The 19,252-nt window shown below is 60.3% G+C and carries 22 protein-coding genes and 2 pseudogenes; 9 read left to right on the top strand and 15 right to left on the bottom strand.

The genetic code is table 11. From position 1 onward, the window contains the following. Window positions 1-17 precede the first annotated feature (17 nt). The 6 genes from IMX18_RS12950 to IMX18_RS12925 form a co-directional block, all read right to left on the bottom strand. A complete protein-coding gene (locus tag IMX18_RS12950) occupies window positions 18-446 on the bottom strand; it encodes a hypothetical protein (protein ID WP_015270060.1) in 429 nt (142 codons plus the stop codon). 26 nt (window positions 447-472) lie between these two features. Further along, a complete protein-coding gene (locus IMX18_RS12945) occupies window positions 473-1,582 on the bottom strand; it encodes a mechanosensitive ion channel family protein (RefSeq protein ID WP_023661904.1) in 1,110 nt (369 codons plus the stop codon). 86 nt (window positions 1,583-1,668) lie between these two features. Continuing rightward, entirely contained in the window at window positions 1,669-1,824 is a 156-nt protein-coding gene (locus tag IMX18_RS12940; protein ID WP_217190497.1) for a hypothetical protein, read from the bottom strand. A 45-nt stretch (window positions 1,825-1,869) separates the two neighbouring features. Beyond that, window positions 1,870-2,115 (bottom strand): hypothetical protein, encoded by a 246-nt coding sequence (locus IMX18_RS12935; protein ID WP_015270062.1) that lies wholly within the window; start codon window positions 2,113-2,115, stop codon window positions 1,870-1,872. Then, window positions 2,115-2,579, bottom strand: a complete 465-nt coding sequence (locus IMX18_RS12930; protein WP_004376291.1) for a PA2171 family ribosome-binding persister protein — start codon at window positions 2,577-2,579, stop codon at window positions 2,115-2,117. The genes IMX18_RS12935 and IMX18_RS12930 overlap by 1 nt, the downstream gene beginning before the upstream one ends. A 432-nt stretch (window positions 2,580-3,011) precedes the next feature. After that, a complete protein-coding gene (locus IMX18_RS12925; RefSeq protein ID WP_013972207.1) occupies window positions 3,012-3,515 on the bottom strand; it encodes a CinA family protein in 504 nt (167 codons plus the stop codon). A gap of 186 nt (window positions 3,516-3,701) precedes the next feature. Between IMX18_RS12925 and IMX18_RS12920 the strand changes: the two genes are divergently transcribed. Next, window positions 3,702-3,935 (top strand): PLDc N-terminal domain-containing protein, encoded by a 234-nt coding sequence (locus tag IMX18_RS12920; RefSeq protein ID WP_015270063.1) that lies wholly within the window; start codon window positions 3,702-3,704, stop codon window positions 3,933-3,935. A gap of 296 nt (window positions 3,936-4,231) precedes the next feature. Here IMX18_RS12920 and IMX18_RS12915 read toward each other — a convergent pair whose 3' ends face one another. Then, window positions 4,232-5,431, bottom strand: a complete 1,200-nt coding sequence (locus IMX18_RS12915) for a zinc-dependent alcohol dehydrogenase (protein ID WP_100413433.1) — start codon at window positions 5,429-5,431, stop codon at window positions 4,232-4,234. Window positions 5,432-5,657: 226 nt separating this feature from the next. Here IMX18_RS12915 and IMX18_RS12910 point away from each other — a divergent pair, with 226 nt between their 5' ends. Next, window positions 5,658-6,353 (top strand): DUF2238 domain-containing protein, encoded by a 696-nt coding sequence (locus IMX18_RS12910; RefSeq protein WP_052329214.1) that lies wholly within the window; start codon window positions 5,658-5,660, stop codon window positions 6,351-6,353. Between the two features lie 350 nt (window positions 6,354-6,703). Further along, on the top strand, window positions 6,704-7,189 hold the full coding sequence (locus IMX18_RS12905; protein ID WP_015270066.1) for a glycine zipper domain-containing protein: 486 nt from the start codon (window positions 6,704-6,706) through the stop codon (window positions 7,187-7,189). Between the two features lie 50 nt (window positions 7,190-7,239). Here IMX18_RS12905 and IMX18_RS12900 read toward each other — a convergent pair whose 3' ends face one another. Then, entirely contained in the window at window positions 7,240-8,070 is an 831-nt protein-coding gene (locus tag IMX18_RS12900) for an AraC family transcriptional regulator (RefSeq protein WP_015270067.1), read from the bottom strand. Window positions 8,071-8,200: 130 nt separating this feature from the next. Between IMX18_RS12900 and IMX18_RS12895 the strand changes: the two genes are divergently transcribed. Both IMX18_RS12895 and grxC read left to right on the top strand, forming a co-directional pair. After that, entirely contained in the window at window positions 8,201-8,719 is a 519-nt protein-coding gene (locus IMX18_RS12895; protein ID WP_013972212.1) for a carboxymuconolactone decarboxylase family protein, read from the top strand. A gap of 13 nt (window positions 8,720-8,732) precedes the next feature. Then, the gene (gene grxC, locus IMX18_RS12890) at window positions 8,733-8,987 is read left to right on the top strand and encodes a glutaredoxin 3 (RefSeq protein ID WP_015270068.1); all 255 of its coding nucleotides are present in this window, start codon (window positions 8,733-8,735) and stop codon (window positions 8,985-8,987) included. A gap of 120 nt (window positions 8,988-9,107) precedes the next feature. Here grxC and IMX18_RS12885 read toward each other — a convergent pair whose 3' ends face one another. The 3 genes from IMX18_RS12885 to IMX18_RS12875 all read right to left on the bottom strand — a co-directional run bounded on the left by IMX18_RS12885 (window position 9,108) and on the right by IMX18_RS12875 (window position 12,590). Continuing rightward, a complete protein-coding gene (locus tag IMX18_RS12885; protein WP_015270069.1) occupies window positions 9,108-10,124 on the bottom strand; it encodes a GlxA family transcriptional regulator in 1,017 nt (338 codons plus the stop codon). Window positions 10,125-10,347: 223 nt separating this feature from the next. Next, entirely contained in the window at window positions 10,348-11,733 is a 1,386-nt protein-coding gene (gene gabP, locus IMX18_RS12880) for a GABA permease (protein ID WP_013972215.1), read from the bottom strand. Between the two features lie 83 nt (window positions 11,734-11,816). Beyond that, window positions 11,817-12,590, bottom strand: coding sequence for a creatininase (locus tag IMX18_RS12875; RefSeq protein WP_054573827.1), 774 nt, complete (start codon window positions 12,588-12,590; stop codon window positions 11,817-11,819). A 331-nt stretch (window positions 12,591-12,921) separates the two neighbouring features. Between IMX18_RS12875 and IMX18_RS12870 the strand changes: the two genes are divergently transcribed. Further along, window positions 12,922-13,485: a type 1 glutamine amidotransferase family protein gene (locus IMX18_RS12870; RefSeq protein ID WP_015270071.1), complete on the top strand. Its 564-nt coding sequence runs from the start codon at window positions 12,922-12,924 to the stop codon at window positions 13,483-13,485. Window positions 13,486-13,684: 199 nt separating this feature from the next. Beyond that, complete coding sequence (locus IMX18_RS12865; RefSeq protein ID WP_015270072.1) at window positions 13,685-14,896, top strand: M24 family metallopeptidase; 1,212 nt, start codon at window positions 13,685-13,687, stop codon at window positions 14,894-14,896. Window positions 14,897-14,988: 92 nt separating this feature from the next. Here the strand turns inward: IMX18_RS12865 and IMX18_RS12860 are convergent, their stop codons facing one another. Then, a complete protein-coding gene (locus tag IMX18_RS12860; protein ID WP_003256754.1) occupies window positions 14,989-15,369 on the bottom strand; it encodes a cupin domain-containing protein in 381 nt (126 codons plus the stop codon). Between the two features lie 110 nt (window positions 15,370-15,479). Here IMX18_RS12860 and IMX18_RS12855 point away from each other — a divergent pair, with 110 nt between their 5' ends. Further along, complete coding sequence (locus IMX18_RS12855) at window positions 15,480-16,331, top strand: LysR family transcriptional regulator (protein ID WP_015270073.1); 852 nt, start codon at window positions 15,480-15,482, stop codon at window positions 16,329-16,331. 99 nt (window positions 16,332-16,430) lie between these two features. On the opposite strand, the pseudogene IMX18_RS12850 reads toward IMX18_RS12855, so the two are convergent. Beyond that, a pseudogene (locus tag IMX18_RS12850) lies at window positions 16,431-16,634 on the bottom strand (LysR substrate-binding domain-containing protein); the annotation flags it as partial. Here IMX18_RS12850 and IMX18_RS12845 point away from each other — a divergent pair. Beyond that, window positions 16,570-16,890, top strand: a pseudogene (locus tag IMX18_RS12845) (zinc-binding dehydrogenase); the annotation flags it as partial. The pseudogenes IMX18_RS12850 and IMX18_RS12845 sit on opposite strands and share 65 nt — an antisense overlap. 124 nt (window positions 16,891-17,014) lie before the next feature. On the opposite strand, the gene arsJ reads toward IMX18_RS12845, so the two are convergent. After that, window positions 17,015-18,238 (bottom strand): organoarsenical effux MFS transporter ArsJ, encoded by a 1,224-nt coding sequence (arsJ, locus tag IMX18_RS12840; RefSeq protein ID WP_217190500.1) that lies wholly within the window; start codon window positions 18,236-18,238, stop codon window positions 17,015-17,017. A gap of 9 nt (window positions 18,239-18,247) precedes the next feature. After that, window positions 18,248-19,252, bottom strand: coding sequence for an ArsJ-associated glyceraldehyde-3-phosphate dehydrogenase (locus tag IMX18_RS12835; RefSeq protein WP_217190503.1), 1,005 nt, complete (start codon window positions 19,250-19,252; stop codon window positions 18,248-18,250).

Raw genomic sequence — 19,252 nt, 5'->3', positions numbered from 1 at the left:
GCAGTTCGAGCGAACCTTCAACTACCGGAACCACCGCTGGAGCCCGAACCACCAGAGCCTCCGGTCCCGCTACCCGTCCCGGTGCCGCGTTCCGATCCACTGCGGTCACTACCGGATCGGTCGGTGGTGCCATCGCCACCGGTATTGTCAGTGTCATTGCCATCGGTTCCGCCGGAACCTGTCCCCATGGCATCCGCAGGCGTGCCGGAGCCGGTCGCTCCGCCTTGGTTGCTCATGTGCCCACTGTCATGCGGCTGCGTGCCAGGAGCACGCTGATCGTTCAGGTCGGTGGCTGCCAGCACCACAGGTGCGCTGAGCCCCAGGCACAGCACGAGCAGTAACGAATGAGGCTTCATGATCTTCATGGCGATACTCCGTTGCGGGTTGGTCACCTTCTGTTCGGCCTGCATCACCCACGGGCGTGCCGTGAAATCGACGGAATGCATGGAGCGCTGACATGCACGGGGGCGGGTTACCCCACGTGAATACTTTGAGGCCCGCGCTTCGATTCTTCTGGCAAGGCCGTGACCTTGATCGCGCGTACCGGTACGGCGAATTTTGCACCTACCTTCGAGAAGCGCTCGAGCAGGTGGAAATTGATCGCTTGCTGGATGTCCATGTACAGGTTGTAGCCCGGGTCCTTGACGATATACACGCACTCGAATTCCAGCGCCTCCTTGCCGAAGCCGCGCAGGTGGGCACGGTCGAAGCGCACCTGCTGTTGTGCCTTGATCGCTTCCTCGACGATGGCGGGTGCCTTTTTCACGGCCTCGGTTGGCGTGTCGTACGACAGGCCGAACTCGAACACGATCCGTCGTTCCTGCAGGCGCTTGTAGTTCTGGATGGTGCTGCTGATCATGCTGGCATTGGCCATGACGATCTGCTCGCCGCCCAGGCTGCGGATGCGTGTGGTCTTCAGCCCCACGTGCTCCACCGTGCCGGCCAGCGGGCCGATGACGATGAAGTCGCCCACCTCGAACGGCTTGTCGACGGCGATGGACAACGAGGCGAACAGGTCGCCGAGGATGTTCTGCACGGCCAATGCAACAGCGATACCGCCTACCCCCAGGCTGGCGACGAAGGCGGTGATGTTCACGCCCAGGTTGGACAGCATCGCCAGCAGCACCACTGACCACAACAGTACCCGCGCACCCCATGCCGACAGCGTGGCCAGCGCGCTGCCCTGGTTCAAGCCGTCGGTGCGATGCCGGGCGAAGTAGCGACTCAGGCCCAGGCCGATGGCGCGGTTGGCCCACAGCCCGATCTGCAATGCCGCGACCACGAACCACAGGCTACCGACCCGGGTCAGCCAGCGCTCGGGCAGGTCGAGCATGCTCAGGCCCACCAGCAGCGAGGCAAGGAACAGCAGAAAATTGCTGGTCCCGGCGAGCACCTTGGCCAGCACCTGGCTTAGCGCGCCGTCATGCTCGGACCAGCGCCTGACCCGATGCAGCATGAAACTGATGGCCGCCCGCGCCACGACGAATGTCAGCAGCGCTACCGTCAGTGCCAGCAACAAATTGAGAACGGAAACTCCGAACAGTGTGGTATCGGTGAACAAGGCGATGATGCGATCACTCATGAGACACTTGCCTCCTTCCATAGGATTGGGTGACTGGTGGAGCGGCATTGCCGGCGAAGCAGGCAATGCCGCTCGCCAGGTGAGCCTCAGCCGTCGGACTGCTCCTCTGGCGGCACCTGGCCTTCGGGCCAGTCGGGTGCTTCCTTCTCCTGTTCCTGTTCCTGTTCCTGTTCAGGCACAGGCTCGCCCGGGTTGTGGGGTACTTCGTCCACGTACGGGTCGGGTTGGTTGGGGTCGATCATGGTCTGGCTCCTCGCCGTTGGGCTTTCAGGCATGTGTCCGGGCGTTCAGCCCGACTCCACGGCAGTGTTTTTCTTCCAGCCCCGCAGGTTCATGGCGCACAGGCAACCCTGCAGGATGATCAGCGCCCAGGCTTGCGCCTGCCACCCCCAGGCGGCCCACAGCACGTTGCTGGCAATGAAGCAGCAGAAACCCAGCTTGCGCCGGCCTGGGCGCCGTGAGCCGATGCACCACGCAGCAAGTACCGTCAGGGCCATGGCAGGCCATTCAAGAAAGTCGATCCAGGCTTCCATCACGCAGCACGCTGTTCGCCCTTGAGCAGTTTTTTCTGCGCTTCCATGGCCTGGCCGAGCTCATCCAGTTGCTGCTTGCCCAGCAACTTGCGGGCGGTCGGAAACAGCTCGCTTTCTTCTTCCTCGATATGGTGTTCCAGCAGTTCCTTCATCACTTTGACCCGCCCGGCGAACTCGACGGTGCCGGTTTCGGTTTGCAGCAGGTCCGGCAGCACCAGGGAGTCCACGGTGCGGTGTTCCTCCTTGGCTTCGTAGTACATCTTCGCTTCTTCCTTGCCGCCGGCCTGCTTGATGGCCGGGTACAGGATTTCTTCTTCCAGGGCGGTATGGATGCTTACCTCCTGCTTGATGCGTTCGAGCAACTCGGCGCGCTTTTTCACCGCGCGCTCAGTGGTGGAGGAGAGTTCCTCCAGCAGCTTCTTCACCAGCTCATGGTCCTGGATCAGCAAATCGATAGCGTTCATGCGACACCTCTTCGGGGCTGAAAAATTCACGATTGCCTTCGATGGAGTAGGGGCCGCGCGCCAAGGTTCAAAGCGGATGATCAGCGTACTGCTGTCGCGAAAGGCGGCTCTCACCGGAATCCGTGCAGGTTGCGCCGGCCAGGCAGGGTCACTCCTGCGGAATGAAAATGCACTGCGCTGCCTGGGCCGGCGCTGACAACACCTTCGAGAGTGCCGACATGTTCGCTGCGCAGGGTCAGGTATGAGCGGACCGTTGCCGAACAGCCCGGCCAGGCCCAGCAGCACCACCAGCACCAGCGCGTACCATCCGACCCGTTCGAATCGCCAGACCCGCTGCTGCATGCGCATGTCATCCTCGACGGGGTAATGCCTTGAAGCCAGCTCGTCTTCGTCCATGCTCGCAGCCTCTCACGCAGCCCCTTACGTTGCCCCTCAGGCGCGCTCACCGCGCAGCCAGCGTTGGTGGTAATGGGCCAGGTGCGACAACCCGTACAGCGCGCCCTGGCGGATTACATCCGCGCGCTCGCCAAAAAAGCGCTGGCTGCGTGTGAATACCGCCAAAGGCTCGCCGGCAAAGGCCCAGGCAAAGCACACAGTGCCCGGGGCGATGCCATCCTGCGGCTGTGGCCCGGCGACTCCCGTGCTGGCGATGGCGACGGTGGCGTCGCTGTCTTTCAATGCGCCGAGGGCCATCTCCCAGGCTACCGCCTCGCTGGTCAGGCCGTAGCGTTCGATAGTCTGTGGGCTGACGCCGAGCAGGCGTTTCTTGGCGCTTGGCGAGTACACCACGTAGCCGCTTTCCAGAACCTCGCCGGTCCCCGGCACTGCTGCCAACAGCGCAACCATGGCACCGGCCGTGCAGGATTCTGCGGTGGTCAGTACCAGCTTGTGGGCTTTGAGGTAATCAAGGGCCTCGAGTACGGGGTCGGTCGTCATGGCCGGTCACTCGTGCGTTGTTTTCTTGTGGACGTGTTTCCTGTGGGATTGGTTCATTGCTTGGGTGCCACCCATCAATGCTGGGGAAAGCTTCCTGAACTTTGTTCCGTTTGCCGGCTTCCTCTGGGTAGGAGGGCGGCGGTGCGGACCTCGCGCTGCTGCCGGAACAACAGAGGAGAAGCGATCATGACCGAGCCTGTGACGTATTTCTGGATCGCTGTTGCGGCGATCATCGTGTTGCTCGATCTGTGGGCCATCGTCAGTGTCTTCCGCAGTGACAAGAGCGACATGACGAAGGCGATGTGGGCACTGTTGCTGTTGGTGCTGCCCGTTGTCGGCCTGGCTATCTGGGGCGTTTTCGGGCCGCGTGGGATCAAACGCGGTACCGGGCCGTCGTCGCCTGAACACAGCAAGGGGTAGGAGGGGACATGAAGAAAGGATCGGAGGCACCTCGCAGCGGAACCCAAGGTGAAGAGGAACGGGACAATGATGCGCAGCGTCCTGATGGTTCGACTGGCACGTCCCATGATTCCACTGCGCAGAAAACAGCTCGTGAGGAAACGCAACGCAAGCGTTGATCGGGTCGGCTGGAAGAACTGAATTCGCAAGCGGTCCGCGTAACCTGTGGGAGCGGCTTTAGCCGCGAAGAATCCGACGCGGTGCATGGCACCGGCTGCGCCGGTGTTCGCGGCTAAAGCCGCTCCCACAGGTCCCTGCTAATGGTCAGGTCCCAATGTACCGGCAGCAGCGCCCGGCACGAGGATGACCTTGCGGCAGTCGTCCTGTTTCTGGTCGAACAACTTGTAACCCAAAGCCGCTTCTTCCAGGGCCAGGCGATGGGTGACGATGAGTTCCGGCTCCAGGCGCCCGGCCTCGATATGTTCGAGCAGTTCAGGAAGGAACTTCTGCACGTGGGTCTGGCCCATCTTGAACGTCAGGCCCTTGTCGAAGGCATCACCAAACATGAAGGCGTGGATAAAGCCCGCATAGACCCCAGGCACGCTGACCACGCCGCCCCGGCGCACCGCGGCGATACTCTGGCGTAGCGCCTTGCCGCTGCTGCCCTCTATCTTCAGAGTGGTCAGTACCGTTTCGGTGGTACTGCCCTTGGCCTCGAAACCGACCGCATCGATGACGGCGTCCACGCCGCGCATGCCGGGGGTCAGGCGGATGATGCTGTCGGCCGGGTCGTCATCCTGCTCGAAGTTAATCGGCACCACGCCGTAGGCATCGCGGGCATACGCCAGGCGGTAGTCATTGTCGTCGACCATGAAGATCGTCTGGGCGCCCAGCATGCGCGCGCAGGCTGCGCTCAGCAGGCCGACCGGCCCGGCGCCGTAGATGGCCACTGTCGAGCCTGGGCCGACCTGCGCATTGGTGACGGCCTGCCAGGCTGTGGGCAGGATATCCGAGAGGAACAGCACCTTGTCGTCCGGAAGGTCGGTAGGCACCTTGAACGGGCCGACGTTGGCCTTGGGCACCCGCACGAAATCCGCCTGGCCACCGGGTACGCCGCCATACAGATGGCTATAGCCGAATAGCGCCGCTCCTGGCGGGATGCCTTTCTTGTTGATGATTGCACCCCGGCCGGTGTTGGTCGTTTCGCAAGCGGCAAACTGATCGAGTTGGCAGAAGAAACAGTTGCCGCAGGCGATCACGAAGGGAATCACCACGCGGTCACCGACCTGCAGGTTGGTCACCCCGCGGCCGGTTTCCTCGACGATCCCCATGAACTCGTGGCCGAAGATATCTCCCGGCTCGGTCTGTGGAATCTTGCCATGGTAGAGGTGCAGGTCGGAGCCGCAGATGGCGGTAGCGGTGACCCGGAGGATTATATCGTCCTCGTCCTGGATGAGTGGGTCGGGGACATTGTCGACCCTGACGTCCTGGGTTCCGTGGTAAGTCAATGCTCTCATTGTTTCATCTCCTGCAGAGGCGGGGCCGGATGGTCTATGCAGGGGAAGCCAAGGAGGGAGGTAAAGTTCAGGTGGAATCATCCATCGGTAATTTTCAGTGCTACTGGCCCCACCAACATCATGAAGAACTGTCGTTGGGGGGACATGGCATCAGGTGAAACCGGCGACCGGAGGAAACTTTAGTTGCCCTGCCAGGCTCAACCGTGCTCAAGCCGAGCGTAAAACCATGAACAAGAATCCAGCATTGCAAACAAGCTTTGCCCCTTCGGCCACGCCACGCCAAGCTGCGGGCTTGCTGAAATCGGCCACGTTGCTGATGCTTGCCTCGGGGGTTGCGCCGGTTGATCGTGCGGATTGGTGGCTCGAAAACGTTTTGCCGCTGGCACTCCTGCTCACCTTGGCTGCGACCAGCCATTATTGGCGCTTTTCTCGGCATGCTTACCTGGCAATCGTGGTGATGCTGGCGATTCACGAACTAGGAGCGCATTTTACCTATGCCAAAGTCCCCTATGACGCTTGGCTGCGTGCGCTTACCGACCACTCTCTGAATGCCTGGATGGGCTGGCAGCGCAACCAGTTCGATCGTCTGGTGCATCTGAGTTACGGCCTTTTGTTCGTCCTGCCGATCAGGGAGCTGCTCCAGCGCCAGGCCCTGTTGCGAGGCGGCTGGTTGGCGTTGTGTACTGTTTCCTTCGTCCTCGCCACATCGGCGCTGTACGAGCTGCTGGAGTGGATAGGTGGCCAATACCTGGGTGATGACCAGGCACAAGCCTTTGTCGCGACCCAGCAAGACCCTTGGGATGCACAAAAGGACATGGCCCTGGCTTTGCTCGGTGCACTTGTCACCTTGTTCATCCAGTGGCTTGGGTCACGCAAGCTTTGGGGCACAAAGGTAGTGTGTCTGGAGGACAGGCACGGCTGAATGGGCAGGACTTATCGCTGTGTAGGAGCGGCCTTGTGTCGCGAAAGGGCTGCGAAGCAGCCCCAGGGTTTCGGCGTAGACGCATAAGTTGCTGGGGCTGCTTCCGCAGCCCTTTCGCGACACAAGGCCGCTCCAGGTAGCATCCAGCGCGATCAGAACTTCAAAAGGTCTCTCCATCACTGGAAAGGCCTCTCGCAATCAGCCTGTGACTATCGAAAATCCCTTAAGTTTCCATCGGGAAAACAATAACTTGGAGAATTTTTCCAAGTCGTGTCACTCGTCGGATTTCCATTGTAAGCCCCTGTCCAGAGCCTCAGGATCGCCTCCGTATCCCTCTGAGGCTTTCACAAATGAAGTACTCCTCGATTCTGTTGTTGTCACTTGGCCTGCTGAGCGGCGTTGCGTCGGCAGGCGGCAATACCGAAGCAGGTATAGGTGGCGCATTGGGTGGAGTATTGGGCTCGGTAGTCGGCCAGTCGATCGGCGGCAGCACCGGCTCGGCAATCGGCGCCGGCCTGGGTGGTGCGGCCGGTGGTGCGGTGGGTGCCGACAAGCACAGCCGTGGCGAGGCGGCCATTGGCGGCGCACTGGGTGCAGCTGGCGGCAACGTGGTGGGTCGCAAGATGGGCGGCACCACTGGCAGCATGATCGGCGCAGCAGCCGGTGGCGGTGTGGGTGGTGCCTTGGGCAACCACATGGGCCGGGAATACGATGACGAGAGCGGGCATCGCTACCGTGATTATGACGACGATGACGACGACCGGGGCTGGCGCCGTCACCGCCACGACCGTGGCCATCATTATGGCTGGCGCAACAAACATCGCTACGACGATTGATCCCCGCGTTACAGGCCCATCGCCGGGGGCTGGACGCAGCTGTCTCTCGGCTAGGTATCATGCGTGCTCTGCTGTAGCCACTCCCTCGGGCTTGCACCCACCTTGCGGCGAAAGGTGCGGGCCAACGCAGACGGGCTTTCGTAGCCGACCTCATCGGCAATCAGGGCGATGGGGCGGCCTTCGCGCAGCCGTTTCTGGGCAAGGCTGATTCGCCAGTTCGCCAGGTAATCGGCAGGGGTGATGCCCACGGTCTCGCGAAAGTGCGCAGCAAAGCTCGCGCGCGACATGCCTGAGCGGTCAGCCAACTCTGCCACGGTCCAATTGTGCTGTGGCTCGTTATGGATACCCACGAGCGCACGGGACAGCTGTGCATTGGCCAGCCCGGCCATCATCCCCGAAGCAATGCTGCGGCTGGCGATCAGATGGCGAAGTAGCTGAATCACCATCAACTCGAACAGCCGATTGAGAATGACATCCCGTCCACACTCGTCGCCGAAGGCTTCTTCGAACAGCCATTCGAGGGTGCCATCGAGGCCCTGCAATTCGCGCAACGGCTTGATGATGAAGTCCGGCAAGGCCTGGGTCAGCGGATTGTTGGCGCCACCATCGAACTGCAAGGTGGCGCACACCAACTCCGCTTCGTCTGCTTCGATCGCCAGCAACTGATGCTCCTGCGGACGTACCGCAAGTATCAGGCTTGGCTCCGCCAGCTCCATGAGCTGACCACGTTTGTCACTGAAGGTCAGGCGACCCGAACGAAGCAGGTGCGCGTGGCCGGAACTTTGCTGCCCATGAAAGCGGGTCGTTCCACAAAAACCACCGTGGTGGAAGGTAGACGCATGCAGGTTGAAGTGCTTGAGCAGTGTCGATAGTCGGTCCATGGGGCGCTCAGGTTTGGACGATCGGTTGCATAGATTCGACGATCTGAAGCCGAAAGGATAGTCGTCTTCCCTAGTATTGACTCCAGGCTTGATCGACAAGCTGGTTAATCACCCTACTGGAGAAACTACCATGACTCGTATCGCTGCTCTCTCGCTGGACCAGGCCCCTGCTGGCTCGCGCACTGCCCTTGAAGGCATTCAGAAAGGCCTTGGTTTCATACCCAACGCCTTCAAGACCCTGGCTCACTCCCCAGCCGCTCTCAATGGATACCTGGGCCTCGCCCAGGCTCTGGGCAAGAGCTCACTGAGCGCCGCGGAGCGTGAAGTGGTTGCGCTTGCCACCTCGGAAATCAATGGTTGCGACTATTGCCTGGCCGCACACAGCTTTTTTGGTGCCAAAGCCGGCTTGAGCGATGAGGCCATTAGCCAGGCGCGTAGTGGCACGCTCAGCGCGGTCGCCGCGCTGGCGCATCAGATCACCGAAAGCCGCGGCCAATTGAATGACGATCAGGTCGCCGCAGCACGCGAGGCTGGTCTCAGCGATGGCAAGATCGTGGAGGTGGTGGCACAGGTCACGCTGTTGACCCTGACCAACTACCTGAACAACATCGCCACCACCGATATCGACTTCCCGCCGTTGGCACACTAGGAGGGCAACCGACATGAACCAGGTGACAATCTATACCACCCAACACTGCCCTTACTGCGTGAGCGCCAAGCGACTGCTGGCGCACAAGGGGGTCAGTGCCGTGGAAATCGATATCGAGGCTTCGCCGAACCATCTGGCCGAGATGCTGCTGCGATCCAGGCGCAGGACCGTGCCGCAGGTCTTTGTGGGGAGTGTCCATGTGGGAGGTTTTGATGATCTGAAACGCCTCGATCAAAAGGGCGAGCTCGAAGCACTGCTCAGTGCCTGAAGGGCTGATTCAGCGATATTTGCCTTTGGCCGTTAGCCGCCCTTGGCAAGGGCAGCTAACGGTTCAAAGCGGTCACTTGCGATCCCTGTTTCACCGACGCTTCGTTGCACTCGTCGATGATCAGCACTGAGCCGCAGCAACCTGCTTGCGTTCACCCATGGGAGAGACGCCGAAGAAACGGCTGTAGCATTTGGAGAAATGCGCCGGCGAAACGAAACCACAGGCAAGGGCGATATCCCGTACTTGTGATTCGCTGTGCAGTAACAGTTGTCGGGCGCGCGACAGGCGTAATTCAAGGTAGTACTGGCTAGGGGTACTTTGCAGGTGCTTGTGGAACAGGCGCTCCAACTGCCGAACTGAGATGTCGTTCAACTGCGCCAGTTCCTCCAGGGTCACAGGGTCTTCGAGATTGGCCTCCATGATGCTGACTACCTGGCTGAGCTTGGGTTGGGACGTCCCTAGCCGCTGTCGCAGGGGCACGCGCTGGCGTTCCTGCGAACTGCGAACGCGGTCGCACAACAGCAATTCGGCCGCATGTTCGGCAATCTCTCGCCCGCCGGGTTCGCGTGCGATCAGTTGCAGGCACATGTCCATTGATGCCACCCCACCCGAGCTGGTGTACCGGTCACGGTCAAGTTCAAACAACTGGCTGGAAATGATGATCCCGGGAAAGCGCTCTTTCAGCGCTTCGATATCTTCCCAGTGGATGGTGCAACGGTAACCCGTGAGCAGATTGGCACGCGCCAACAAATGGCTACCCGTGCAAATGCCACCCAATGCCACTTGGTCATGGGCGAGCTTGCGCAGCCAGTTCAGGATGGCGCGGGTATTGTGGTCGGAGACGATGGGGTTTGGCCCTACCACAAACAGCATGTCCAGCTTGGGCGCATCCTTGATGGTGTATTCAGGCAGGATGCGCATGCCGTTGCTGGCGCTCACCGGCTCCATGTCGGCGGCGATGATCAGTGTCTGGAACATGGCCCTGCGCGCAGCAAGGTTAGCCATGCGCAAGGTCTCCACCGCAGAGGCGAACCCGATGGTGGTGAAATTGGGGATCACCAGAAACCCGACGATCTTGGGTGTGGGGGCATCGACAGGGTAACCCGTGGCCAGCGGGGAGGATCTCGGCGTAGCCATCAATACGACTCCTACAATGCAAGATGACGTGTTCAGCGCCTGTCTCCCGATACAGGCAATTTTTTGTGTAAAAGGGCTCCAAGCCTGCGGCGGCATACTACACGCAGCAATCAGGCTACAGGGTGCGCACTGGCCGATATTCGCCCCCTGTTTTCAGTTTGACGCAAAAAGGCGACACCCTGCGAACGCATAGCCTTCGCAGGGCGAAGCGGCTGAGCCAGCCTCAGGCCGATTTGGTTGCGACACGGGGCAGTGGGCGCTTCCTGGGCGAGAAGATCGAACTCATGCACACGATGGCAATTGCCAGCGCGCCGGTTGTCATTACTTCCATGCGGTGGCCGGGCATGATCAGCATCATTGCCAGAATCCCGATGATGGAGGCGACGACCAAGTAGCTCAGCCAGGGGAACAACCACATCTTGAAGGCCATGACCTCACCTCGACGAGCCATCTGCTTGCGCAGGATCAGTTGCGATACCGCGATGGCCAGGTAGACCAGCAGTGCCACGGCACCGGAACTCGCCAGCAGGAAGGAGAACACCTCGTCCGGCGCAAAGTAGTTCAACGCGGTGGTAAGGAAGCCTACAGCGGTGCTGGCCATGACCGCGACGAATGGCACACCGGCCGATGAGGTGCGCTGGAGAACGGCAGGGCCGTCGCCACGTCTGCTCAGCGAGTAGACCATGCGCGATGCGGTGTAGATTGCCGAGTTGAGGCAGCTGGCCACGGCAATCAGCACGACGACATCCACGATCATCTTGGCGTGAGGGATGTTCATCAGCTCAAGGGCCCTCTGATAGGAGCCGACCTGCACCAGCATGGGGTCGTTCCAGGGCACGATCGAGACGATCAGGAACACCGAGACGATGTAGAAGATGCCCATGCGCCACACGACCGAGTTGGTAGCGCGGGTGATCTGTCTGGAGGGGTCCTTGGATTCTGCGGCGGCGATGGTGACGATTTCGGTGCCCATGAAACTGAACACCGTGGTCAGCATGGCGCCAATCACCGCTGCCATGCCGTTGGGCATGAAACCGCCGAAGTCGTTGCTCAGCTTGGCCACGCCACTGACGCTGAGGTTTGGCACCACGCCGGTCAGGGCCAGCGCACCCAGGGCGATGAAGGCCAGTACGGCGATGACCTTGAGCATGGCGAACCAGAACTCGAACTCCCCGTAGCGCGCAACGCTGAACAAGTTGGTCAAGGTGAGCAGGGCAGTAACGGCCAGTGCGAATTCCCAGGTTTCGATCGCGGGGAACCAGGCATGCAGGATTGCCGCTGCGGCAATTGCCTCGATGGGAATGACCAGCACCCAGAACCACCAGTACAACCATCCAATGGTAAAACCGGCCGAACGACCCATTGCGCGTTCGGCATAGGTGGAAAACGAACCGGTATCAGGGGAAGCAACTGCCATTTCACCGAGCATGCGCATGACCAGCACAACCAGTGTGCCGGACATGATGTAGGCCAGGATGGCCGCTGGGCCGGCCGCTGCAATTGCATGCCCCGATCCGATGAAAAGGCCGGCACCGATAGCGCCGGCTATCGAGAGCATGGTGACGTGGCGCTGCTTGAGGCCGGGGGCCAGAGTTGAATGGCTGGACATTATCATTACCCTTGTTGTTATAGATGGCGGGTTAACAGCTAATGCGAATCGTGCTCTGGTAGATCAATGCGGTGTTGCGGCGCTTAACTGAATGCCTCGCGGACAGCGTTGCTGATGCCTTCGGTGCAGACACGCAGAATCAGTTCGCCTTTCTCGCGGCTGGCGCCTTTTGGCGATGACAAGGTTCCACACGCCGGCGTGCGCTCGGCAATGATCGGGAACACATCGTAGGGGGGGAAGGTGGCTGGCGGATGATCGATGGCACGGGCCAGGTCGACTTTCTCGGGGTGCAGGGCCAGCATCAACGAAGTCTCGAAGACGCCACCGTGTTCAATGTCCCAGCCGAGGAATCCGTCAGGGTAGAGTTCCTGGATGACCTCAGGCGCGTTGACGAAGTCCCAGTAGGACAGGACCACGACCTTGAAATCGGTGATGCCGGCATAACGGAGTTCGCGCAGCGCCAGGTCGATGCCTTCCACGATGAACATGGAGTTCTCGTAGTGCCCGTTCATCATCACCAGCTGACGCGCGCCGTGCCGGGCCAGCTCCCTGATGATGTCCTGGATGGTATGTGTCAGTGTTGCGCCATCCAGGCTGGTGGTGCCGGGAAAGTGGTTTCCGCCGCCCGATTTTTGCTGCGACTTGTAGCCGTAGGCCAATGCGGGGAGCACCAGGCCGTCGACATTGCGCGCTACGGCCTTGCACAGCGCGGTCGGTAGCAGTACATCCACTTCCATGCACATGTGGTGGCCGTGTTGCTCCAGGGCGCCTACAGGCAAGAATATCGTGCTGCCGGATGCAACACGCCGGGCGTACTCGGGCCAGGTGAGTTCGCCAATTACAACGCTATCGTTCATCGGGTGGTCTCTCTATGTTCTTGTAATTGCAAAAGCTCGTCCGGTTTGCAGCAGTAGCAGATGTCCCAATTTGATCAGATCGCCATCGGCTGGAATTGTCAGTTTCCGACCTGAAATTGACAAAAGCTGCCGTGGCTCTATCCCGTAGGTCACGGCATGCGTTGATTCACGAGTTCAGGGGCGGCGAAAACGTTCATGTCGGACGAACTGATTTGCTTGCCCATTCTGTCTGGCAATTAGGGGTCGAAATCTGACATATCTGGCCAAGCAACTACCGGGACAATATTACTGTTCGCAGTAGACGCTGCGTGGGTAAAGTTGGAGGTAGTACATGCAGCAATTGACCGAAGTGGGCCAGCCATTGGCAAGCACAGTGCGCATTGGTTTCCTGTTGAGTGAAGGGTTTGATTTCTATGCATTAGCCGCCGCATTGGAGCCGTTGCGCATCGCCAATGAAGTTGCCCGGTGCGAAGTATGCCAGTGGCAGATCATCAGCCTTGGCGGCCGGCCGTTGAAGGCCAGCAACGGCATTTCCACGGCCACCGTGGAACTGAGCCAGGCAAAACCGCTGGATATACTCATTGTCTGCCCGGGTGATGAAATGCGTTCACGCACAGGCACCCCGCACCTGCGCCACCGTGTATCGGGGCCGAAGGTGCGCTGTGCGGCAAAACAGATGACGTGGTGGTTGCCCACCGTTGACGATCACGCAGACCTGCCTGTCGGCCAGATCAAATGTGTGCATGCACCGGCCAGTGTTTCGGAACAAGTCAAGAAGACCCTGGCTTTGTTCCCGCCGTCTACATCCCACCTGCTTGGAGTCAGCGAACTGGCAACGCTGATCGGCGTTTCGCGGCAACTTCTCGAGCGCTTGTTCGCGCACCGACCCCACTGAATCCTCACTATCGGTTGATTGCGCTGGCGCCTCGGATTCTGCGTCGCCTTTGCAGTGTTTGGCCTCGTTTGCAGGGCGACGGATCTGGTCATTTACGGGTCGGATTCGCGCAAAAAACCATTCGGCTTATCTGGTCGAATGGTCACCAGTGGCACCGATAAACAAGTTTCTCCGCTGTTAACTACAAGGAATAAAAAACATGCAAATGCCAAAAACCATTCAGATCAAGAACGGCGAAAAAGTCAAACCGACGTTCTCGCAACAGGAATATGCCAACCGTCAGTCCAAGTTGCGCACTTACCTGGCACAAAACAATATCGATGCTGCGGTCTTTACCTCCTACCACAATATCAACTACTACAGCGACTTCCTGTACTGCTCGTTTGGCCGCCCCTATGCACTGGTTGTCACTCAGGAAGCCGTCGTGTCGATCAGTGCCAACATCGATGGTGGCCAGCCATGGCGCCGTACGGTCGGTACCGACAACATCATCTACACCGACTGGCAGCGTGATAACTATTTTGTCGCGATTCAGCAGGCACTGCCGAAGGCCGGGCGCATCGGCATCGAGTTCGACCACCTGAACCTGATGAACCGGGACAAACTGGCCTGCCGTTACCCGCAGGCCGAGCTGGTGGACATCGCCGCGCCGTGCATGCGCATGCGCATGATCAAGTCGGCTGAAGAACACGCGATCATCCGCCAGGGCGCCCGGGTAGCCGACATCGGTGGCGCTGCGGTGGTCGAGGCCCTGCGTGACCAGGTACCTGAGTACGAAGTGGCATTGCACGCTACCCAGGCGATGGTGCGTGAGATCGCCCGCACCTACCCGGACTCCGAGCTGATGGATACCTGGACCTGGTTCCAGTCGGGCATCAATACCGACGGCGCCCACAACCCGGTGACCTCGCGCAAGGTCAACAAGGGCGACATCCTCAGCCTCAACTGCTTCCCGATGATCGCTGGTTATTACACCGCACTGGAGCGTACGCTTTTCCTGGACCACTGTTCCGATGAGCACCTGCGCCTGTGGGAGGTCAACGTCAAGGTGCATGAGGCTGGCCTTGAACTGGTCAAGCCCGGCATGCGTTGCAGCGACATCGCCCTGCAGCTGAACGAGATCTTCCTGGAGCACGATCTGCTGCAATACCGTACGTTCGGTTACGGCCACTCGTTCGGTACGCTGAGCCATTACTATGGTCGCGAGGCAGGCCTGGAGTTGCGTGAGGACATCGACACCGTACTCGAGCCGGGTATGGTGGTGTCGATCGAGCCGATGATCATGCTGCCCGAAGGCCTGCCGGGAGCTGGCGGATACCGTGAACACGACATCCTGATCGTCAATGAGCACGGCAGTGAAAACATCACCAAGTTCCCGTACGGCCCGGAACACAACATCATCAAAAAGTGACTGAACCCGCCGCACAGTCAACCTGTGCGGCTTTCTCCCTGCACCGGCGATTTGCGCGGTGCGCCTGAAGGCGTGAACCGCGGTTGACTGAATTACGCCGGATATAACTGCTCCTCTATCGAAACCGTGAGTGATGAAGTCTCTGCGCCGGTGTGGAGGGTGGTATCCGTTTCGATCAGCATGACTGCACATTCTTCCTCGGCAATCGGCCGGTGTCGCATTTGCTTTGGAATCACGCAGAATTCTCCTGCGTTCAGGACAATGGTGCGGCTTTCGAGCTCGATGCGAAGCGTGCCAGAGACCACCGTAAACATTTCGTCTTCATGTTCATGGGCATGCCAGACGAACGCGCCTTTCAATTTCGCAATCTTGATGAAATGGTTGTTGACGCGGCCGATGACCTTGGGCTTCCAGTATCCGGTCAGCGTATCCAGTTCATGTTGCAGGTTGATGCTGTCCACCGTGTTGATCATGCGCGTACTCCCTTCTGCAAGTCAGTCTGAGGCTTGCAATCTAGAGCGGCGCGTGGCTTTTGCGTAGCGACGAATTACAATACCGGTATTAACACTGCTAATGGCCTGGCATGAACAAGAACCACACCCTTGATCTGGCGCTGCTCAGGGCCTTTGTCGAAGTGGCGGATACCGGAAGCATGAGTGTTGCATCGGTAGGGCTGCACCTGACACAAGGGGCTGTCAGCCAGCGAATAAAGCGGCTGGAGGCATTCCTCGGCTGCCCATTGCTGATGCGTGACACTCAAGGCAGTAGCCTGACCTGGCAGGGGAGGTCGTTGTTGCCTGACGCTCGTCGCCTGCTGCGGATGCATGATGCATTTTGCGCCAGTGTCGGGGCCAGGGAATCAGACGCCCCGGTGCGTCTCGGGCTCCCGTTCGATATGGCCGGCGCGCCGCTTGCTCCCGTGCTGAAGGCGTTCGGTGATGCCTTCCCCAAGGCCGAGGTAAAGATCTTCAGTGCTTCGTCCGTGGACCTCGACCAGGTGTTCGCCACGGGCGAACTCGATCTGGTGCTCAGCCAAGGCCCGGTTGATGTCGAGTTGGGCGAACGCCTGGCTGTTGATCAGCTGGTGTGGCTGGGCAACGAGACCGCATCGGCACGGCGCCCATTGGCTCTGTGCTTCCTGACGGCGAATTGCGCCTTTCGCGACACCGTTTTCCGGTGTCTTGGCGAAGCAGGTATCGTGGCAAAGGTGGTATTTGAAAATGCGTCGGTCGATACCACGTTGACCATGGTTCGCAACGGGCTGGCGGTTACGCCATGGCTGCGAAGTCTCGTTCCTGAAGATATCAGCCTGGCTGCAGCCGAATGTGGGTTACCGACACTGCCCGCGTTCGCCGTGCGGTTGCAGACGGTCGAGGATGCCAGTCGTTCCGTTTCTGGCCTCGCGGACATTATCCGGGAACATTTCAAGCGCTGAGACGGCTGCGTTTCTCATCACTGCGAAGCCGGTCCGAATGAGCAGGTCCAGATTGTTTGTTGATGTTGCCCCACGCCTGTGTACTCGACTGACGCAGGCCTACGGCTCTTGCGCAAGACCGTGCAGGTGCTCGCGCAGAAAGTCGATGAAGGCCATCGCCCGTGCCGAATGTCGCCGCTCGCGGCTGAACACCGCGCTGACGGGCAGTGCCGTGGCTTTGTAATCGTCAAGCACGCTTAGCACGCTGCCGCGTTCAACGTCTGCTTTGAAAAGCCATTGTGGCGAGAGGGAGATGCCCAAACCGCACCGTCTTGCGCCGCTCTCGTTCAGAAGCGCCACTTATTCGGGGGTGTTCACCCTGGCCCCGTTGCTCACGGGCCAGGGCCGCGAACACCATGGCGCAATCCTGCGCGAGGCGGCCGAGCTGGCAGATGCGGGGCAACTGACGATACGGGTGGACCGGCAACGGTTCGCACTGGACGAGGTAAACGACGCCTTCCGCCAGGTCGCAGAAGGCCGCGCCAAGGGCAAGACAATCATCCAGTTGTTGAGCGAATAGAATCGAGAACGTTGAACGCCGAGGTATCCGCCGATGGGGGCCGCTTTACCGAGCGGCCCCCTGACTTTGTCGTGCTGGAGAGCAGATTTCGGGGGACGCGATTCTATGGCACACGCTGAGTGGGTCAATTGCAATCGCTGGCATGCCTTGGCAATGCACTCGATATCAATGCTGCCAGCAGAACAAATACTGTGGAGATCCACAGGCAGGCCTCCAACCCGTAAGCCTGGAATACCCAGCCGGAAAGCAGCGTACCGACCAGCCGCCCTAGCGCGTTGGACATGTAGTAGAAGCCCACATCCAGCGATACCCCGTCTTCCTTGGCATAGCTGACGATCAGGTAGCTATGCAGCGACGAATTCACGGCGAACAGCACGCCGAACAGCATCAGCCCGCCAAGCACCATCCCCTGGGCCGACCAGCCTGCCGACAGGCCCACGGCGATGAGCGCCGGCAGCCCGGCAAGGGCGATCGCCCAGATGAAAGCCGCGCGACCGTCGGGCACCTGGCCGCGTTTCTTGCCAGTGATGTGGGGGGCAAGCGACTGGACGATGCCGTAGCCGATTATCCATGCAGCCAGGAAGCCGCCGACTAGCCAGAAGTCCCAGCCAAAAGCCGTGCTCAGGTACACCGGCAAAGCCACGACGAACCAGACGTCACGGGCGCCAAAGAGAAACAGCCGTGCGGCCGAAAGAATGTTGATGGCCCGGCTCTTGGACAGCATGTCGCGGAACTTCGGCTTGGCCTTGGCCTTGCCCAGGTCCTTCTTCAGCAGGATCAGGCTGCCGACCCAGATCAATGCCAGTACCGTCGCCATGGCCAGCACCGCCAGGGTGAAGCCGAGCAGGGCGAGCAGGGCGCCACCAAGGAAGAAACCCACGCCCTTGAGCGCGTTTTTCGAACCGGTGAGAATGGCTACCCACTTGTACAGGGTGCCTTGCTGGCTGTCCGGCACCAGGAGCTTGATGGAGCTCTTGGCGCTCATCTTGTTCAGGTCCTTGGCGATGCCGGACAGCGCCTGTGCCGCCATCACCCAGGGCACTGTCAGCAAGGCTGCCGGCACCGTGAGCATCAGCAAGGCCAGCACCTGCATGCCCAGGCCTATGTTCATGGTGCGATTCAGCCCCAGGCGGGCGCCGAGGTAGCCGCCTGCCAGGTTGGTGATCACGCCGAACACTTCGTAGAACAGGAACAGCGCCGCGATCTGCAGCGGCGTGTAGCCCAGTGAATGAAAGTGCAGTACCACCAACATGCGCAATGCGCCGTCGGTGAGGGTGAAGGCCCAGTAGTTGCCGGTAACCAGCAGGTACTGACGCACTTGTGCAGGCAGGGCTGACAACGCCTTCATGATTGCCGGTTACTCCGCTGCGCCGACCAAGCGTGCCAGTTCAGCTGCACGGTTGGCGTAGCCCCACTCGTTGTCGTACCAGGCGTAGATCTTCACCTGGGTGCCATTGACCACCATGGTGGACAGCGCGTCGATGATCGAAGACCGTGGATCGGTGCGGTAGTCGATGGACACCAGAGGGCGTTCTTCGTAGCCGAGGATGTCCTTGAGCGGCCCTTCGGCAGCGGCTTTCAGCAGCGCATTGACCTCGTCAACCGTCGTCTCACGCTCCACCTCGAACACGCAGTCGGTGAGCGAGGCGTTGGCCAGCGGTACACGCACAGCGTGACCATTCAGCTTGCCGCGCAGCTCAGGGAAGATCTCGGCGATTGCGGTGGCCGAGCCTGTGGTGGTCGGGATCAGGCTCATGCCCGAGGCACGGGCACGACGCAGGTCCTTGTGTGGCGTATCGAGGATGCTCTGGGTATTGGTGAGGTCGTGGATGGTGGTGATCGAGCCGTGGCGGATGCCCAGGTTCTCGTGAATCACCTTGACCACTGGGGCCAGGCAGTTGGTGGTGCAGGAAGCGGCGGTGACGATACGGTGCTGCGCCGGGTCGAACAGGTGCTGGTTGACGCCCATCACCACGTTCAGCGCGCCTTTCTCCTTCACTGGCGCGCAGACCACCACGCGTTTGACGCCCTGGTCCAGGTAGGCCTGGAGCACGGCTACCGACTTCATCTTGCCGCTGGCTTCGATGACCAGGTCACAGCCCGACCAGTCGGTGTCGGCGATCGCCTTGTTCGCAGTGACCTTGATGCGCTTGCCCTCGATCACCACCGAGTCGCCTTCTGCCCCGGCTTCACGCTGCCAGCGGCCGTGGACCGAATCGAAGTTGATCAGGTGGGCGTGGGTCTCGGCGTCGCCGGCCGGGTCATTGATCTGGACGAATTCGAATTCCGGCCAGCCCCAGGACGCGCGCAGCGCCAGGCGACCGATACGGCCAAACCCATTGATGCCTACTTTGATTGCCAT

This window comes from Pseudomonas shirazica, from assembly GCF_015168335.1.
Classification (GTDB): domain Bacteria; phylum Pseudomonadota; class Gammaproteobacteria; order Pseudomonadales; family Pseudomonadaceae; genus Aquipseudomonas; species Aquipseudomonas asiatica.
This window is presented reverse-complemented; position numbering and strand designations above follow the sequence as displayed.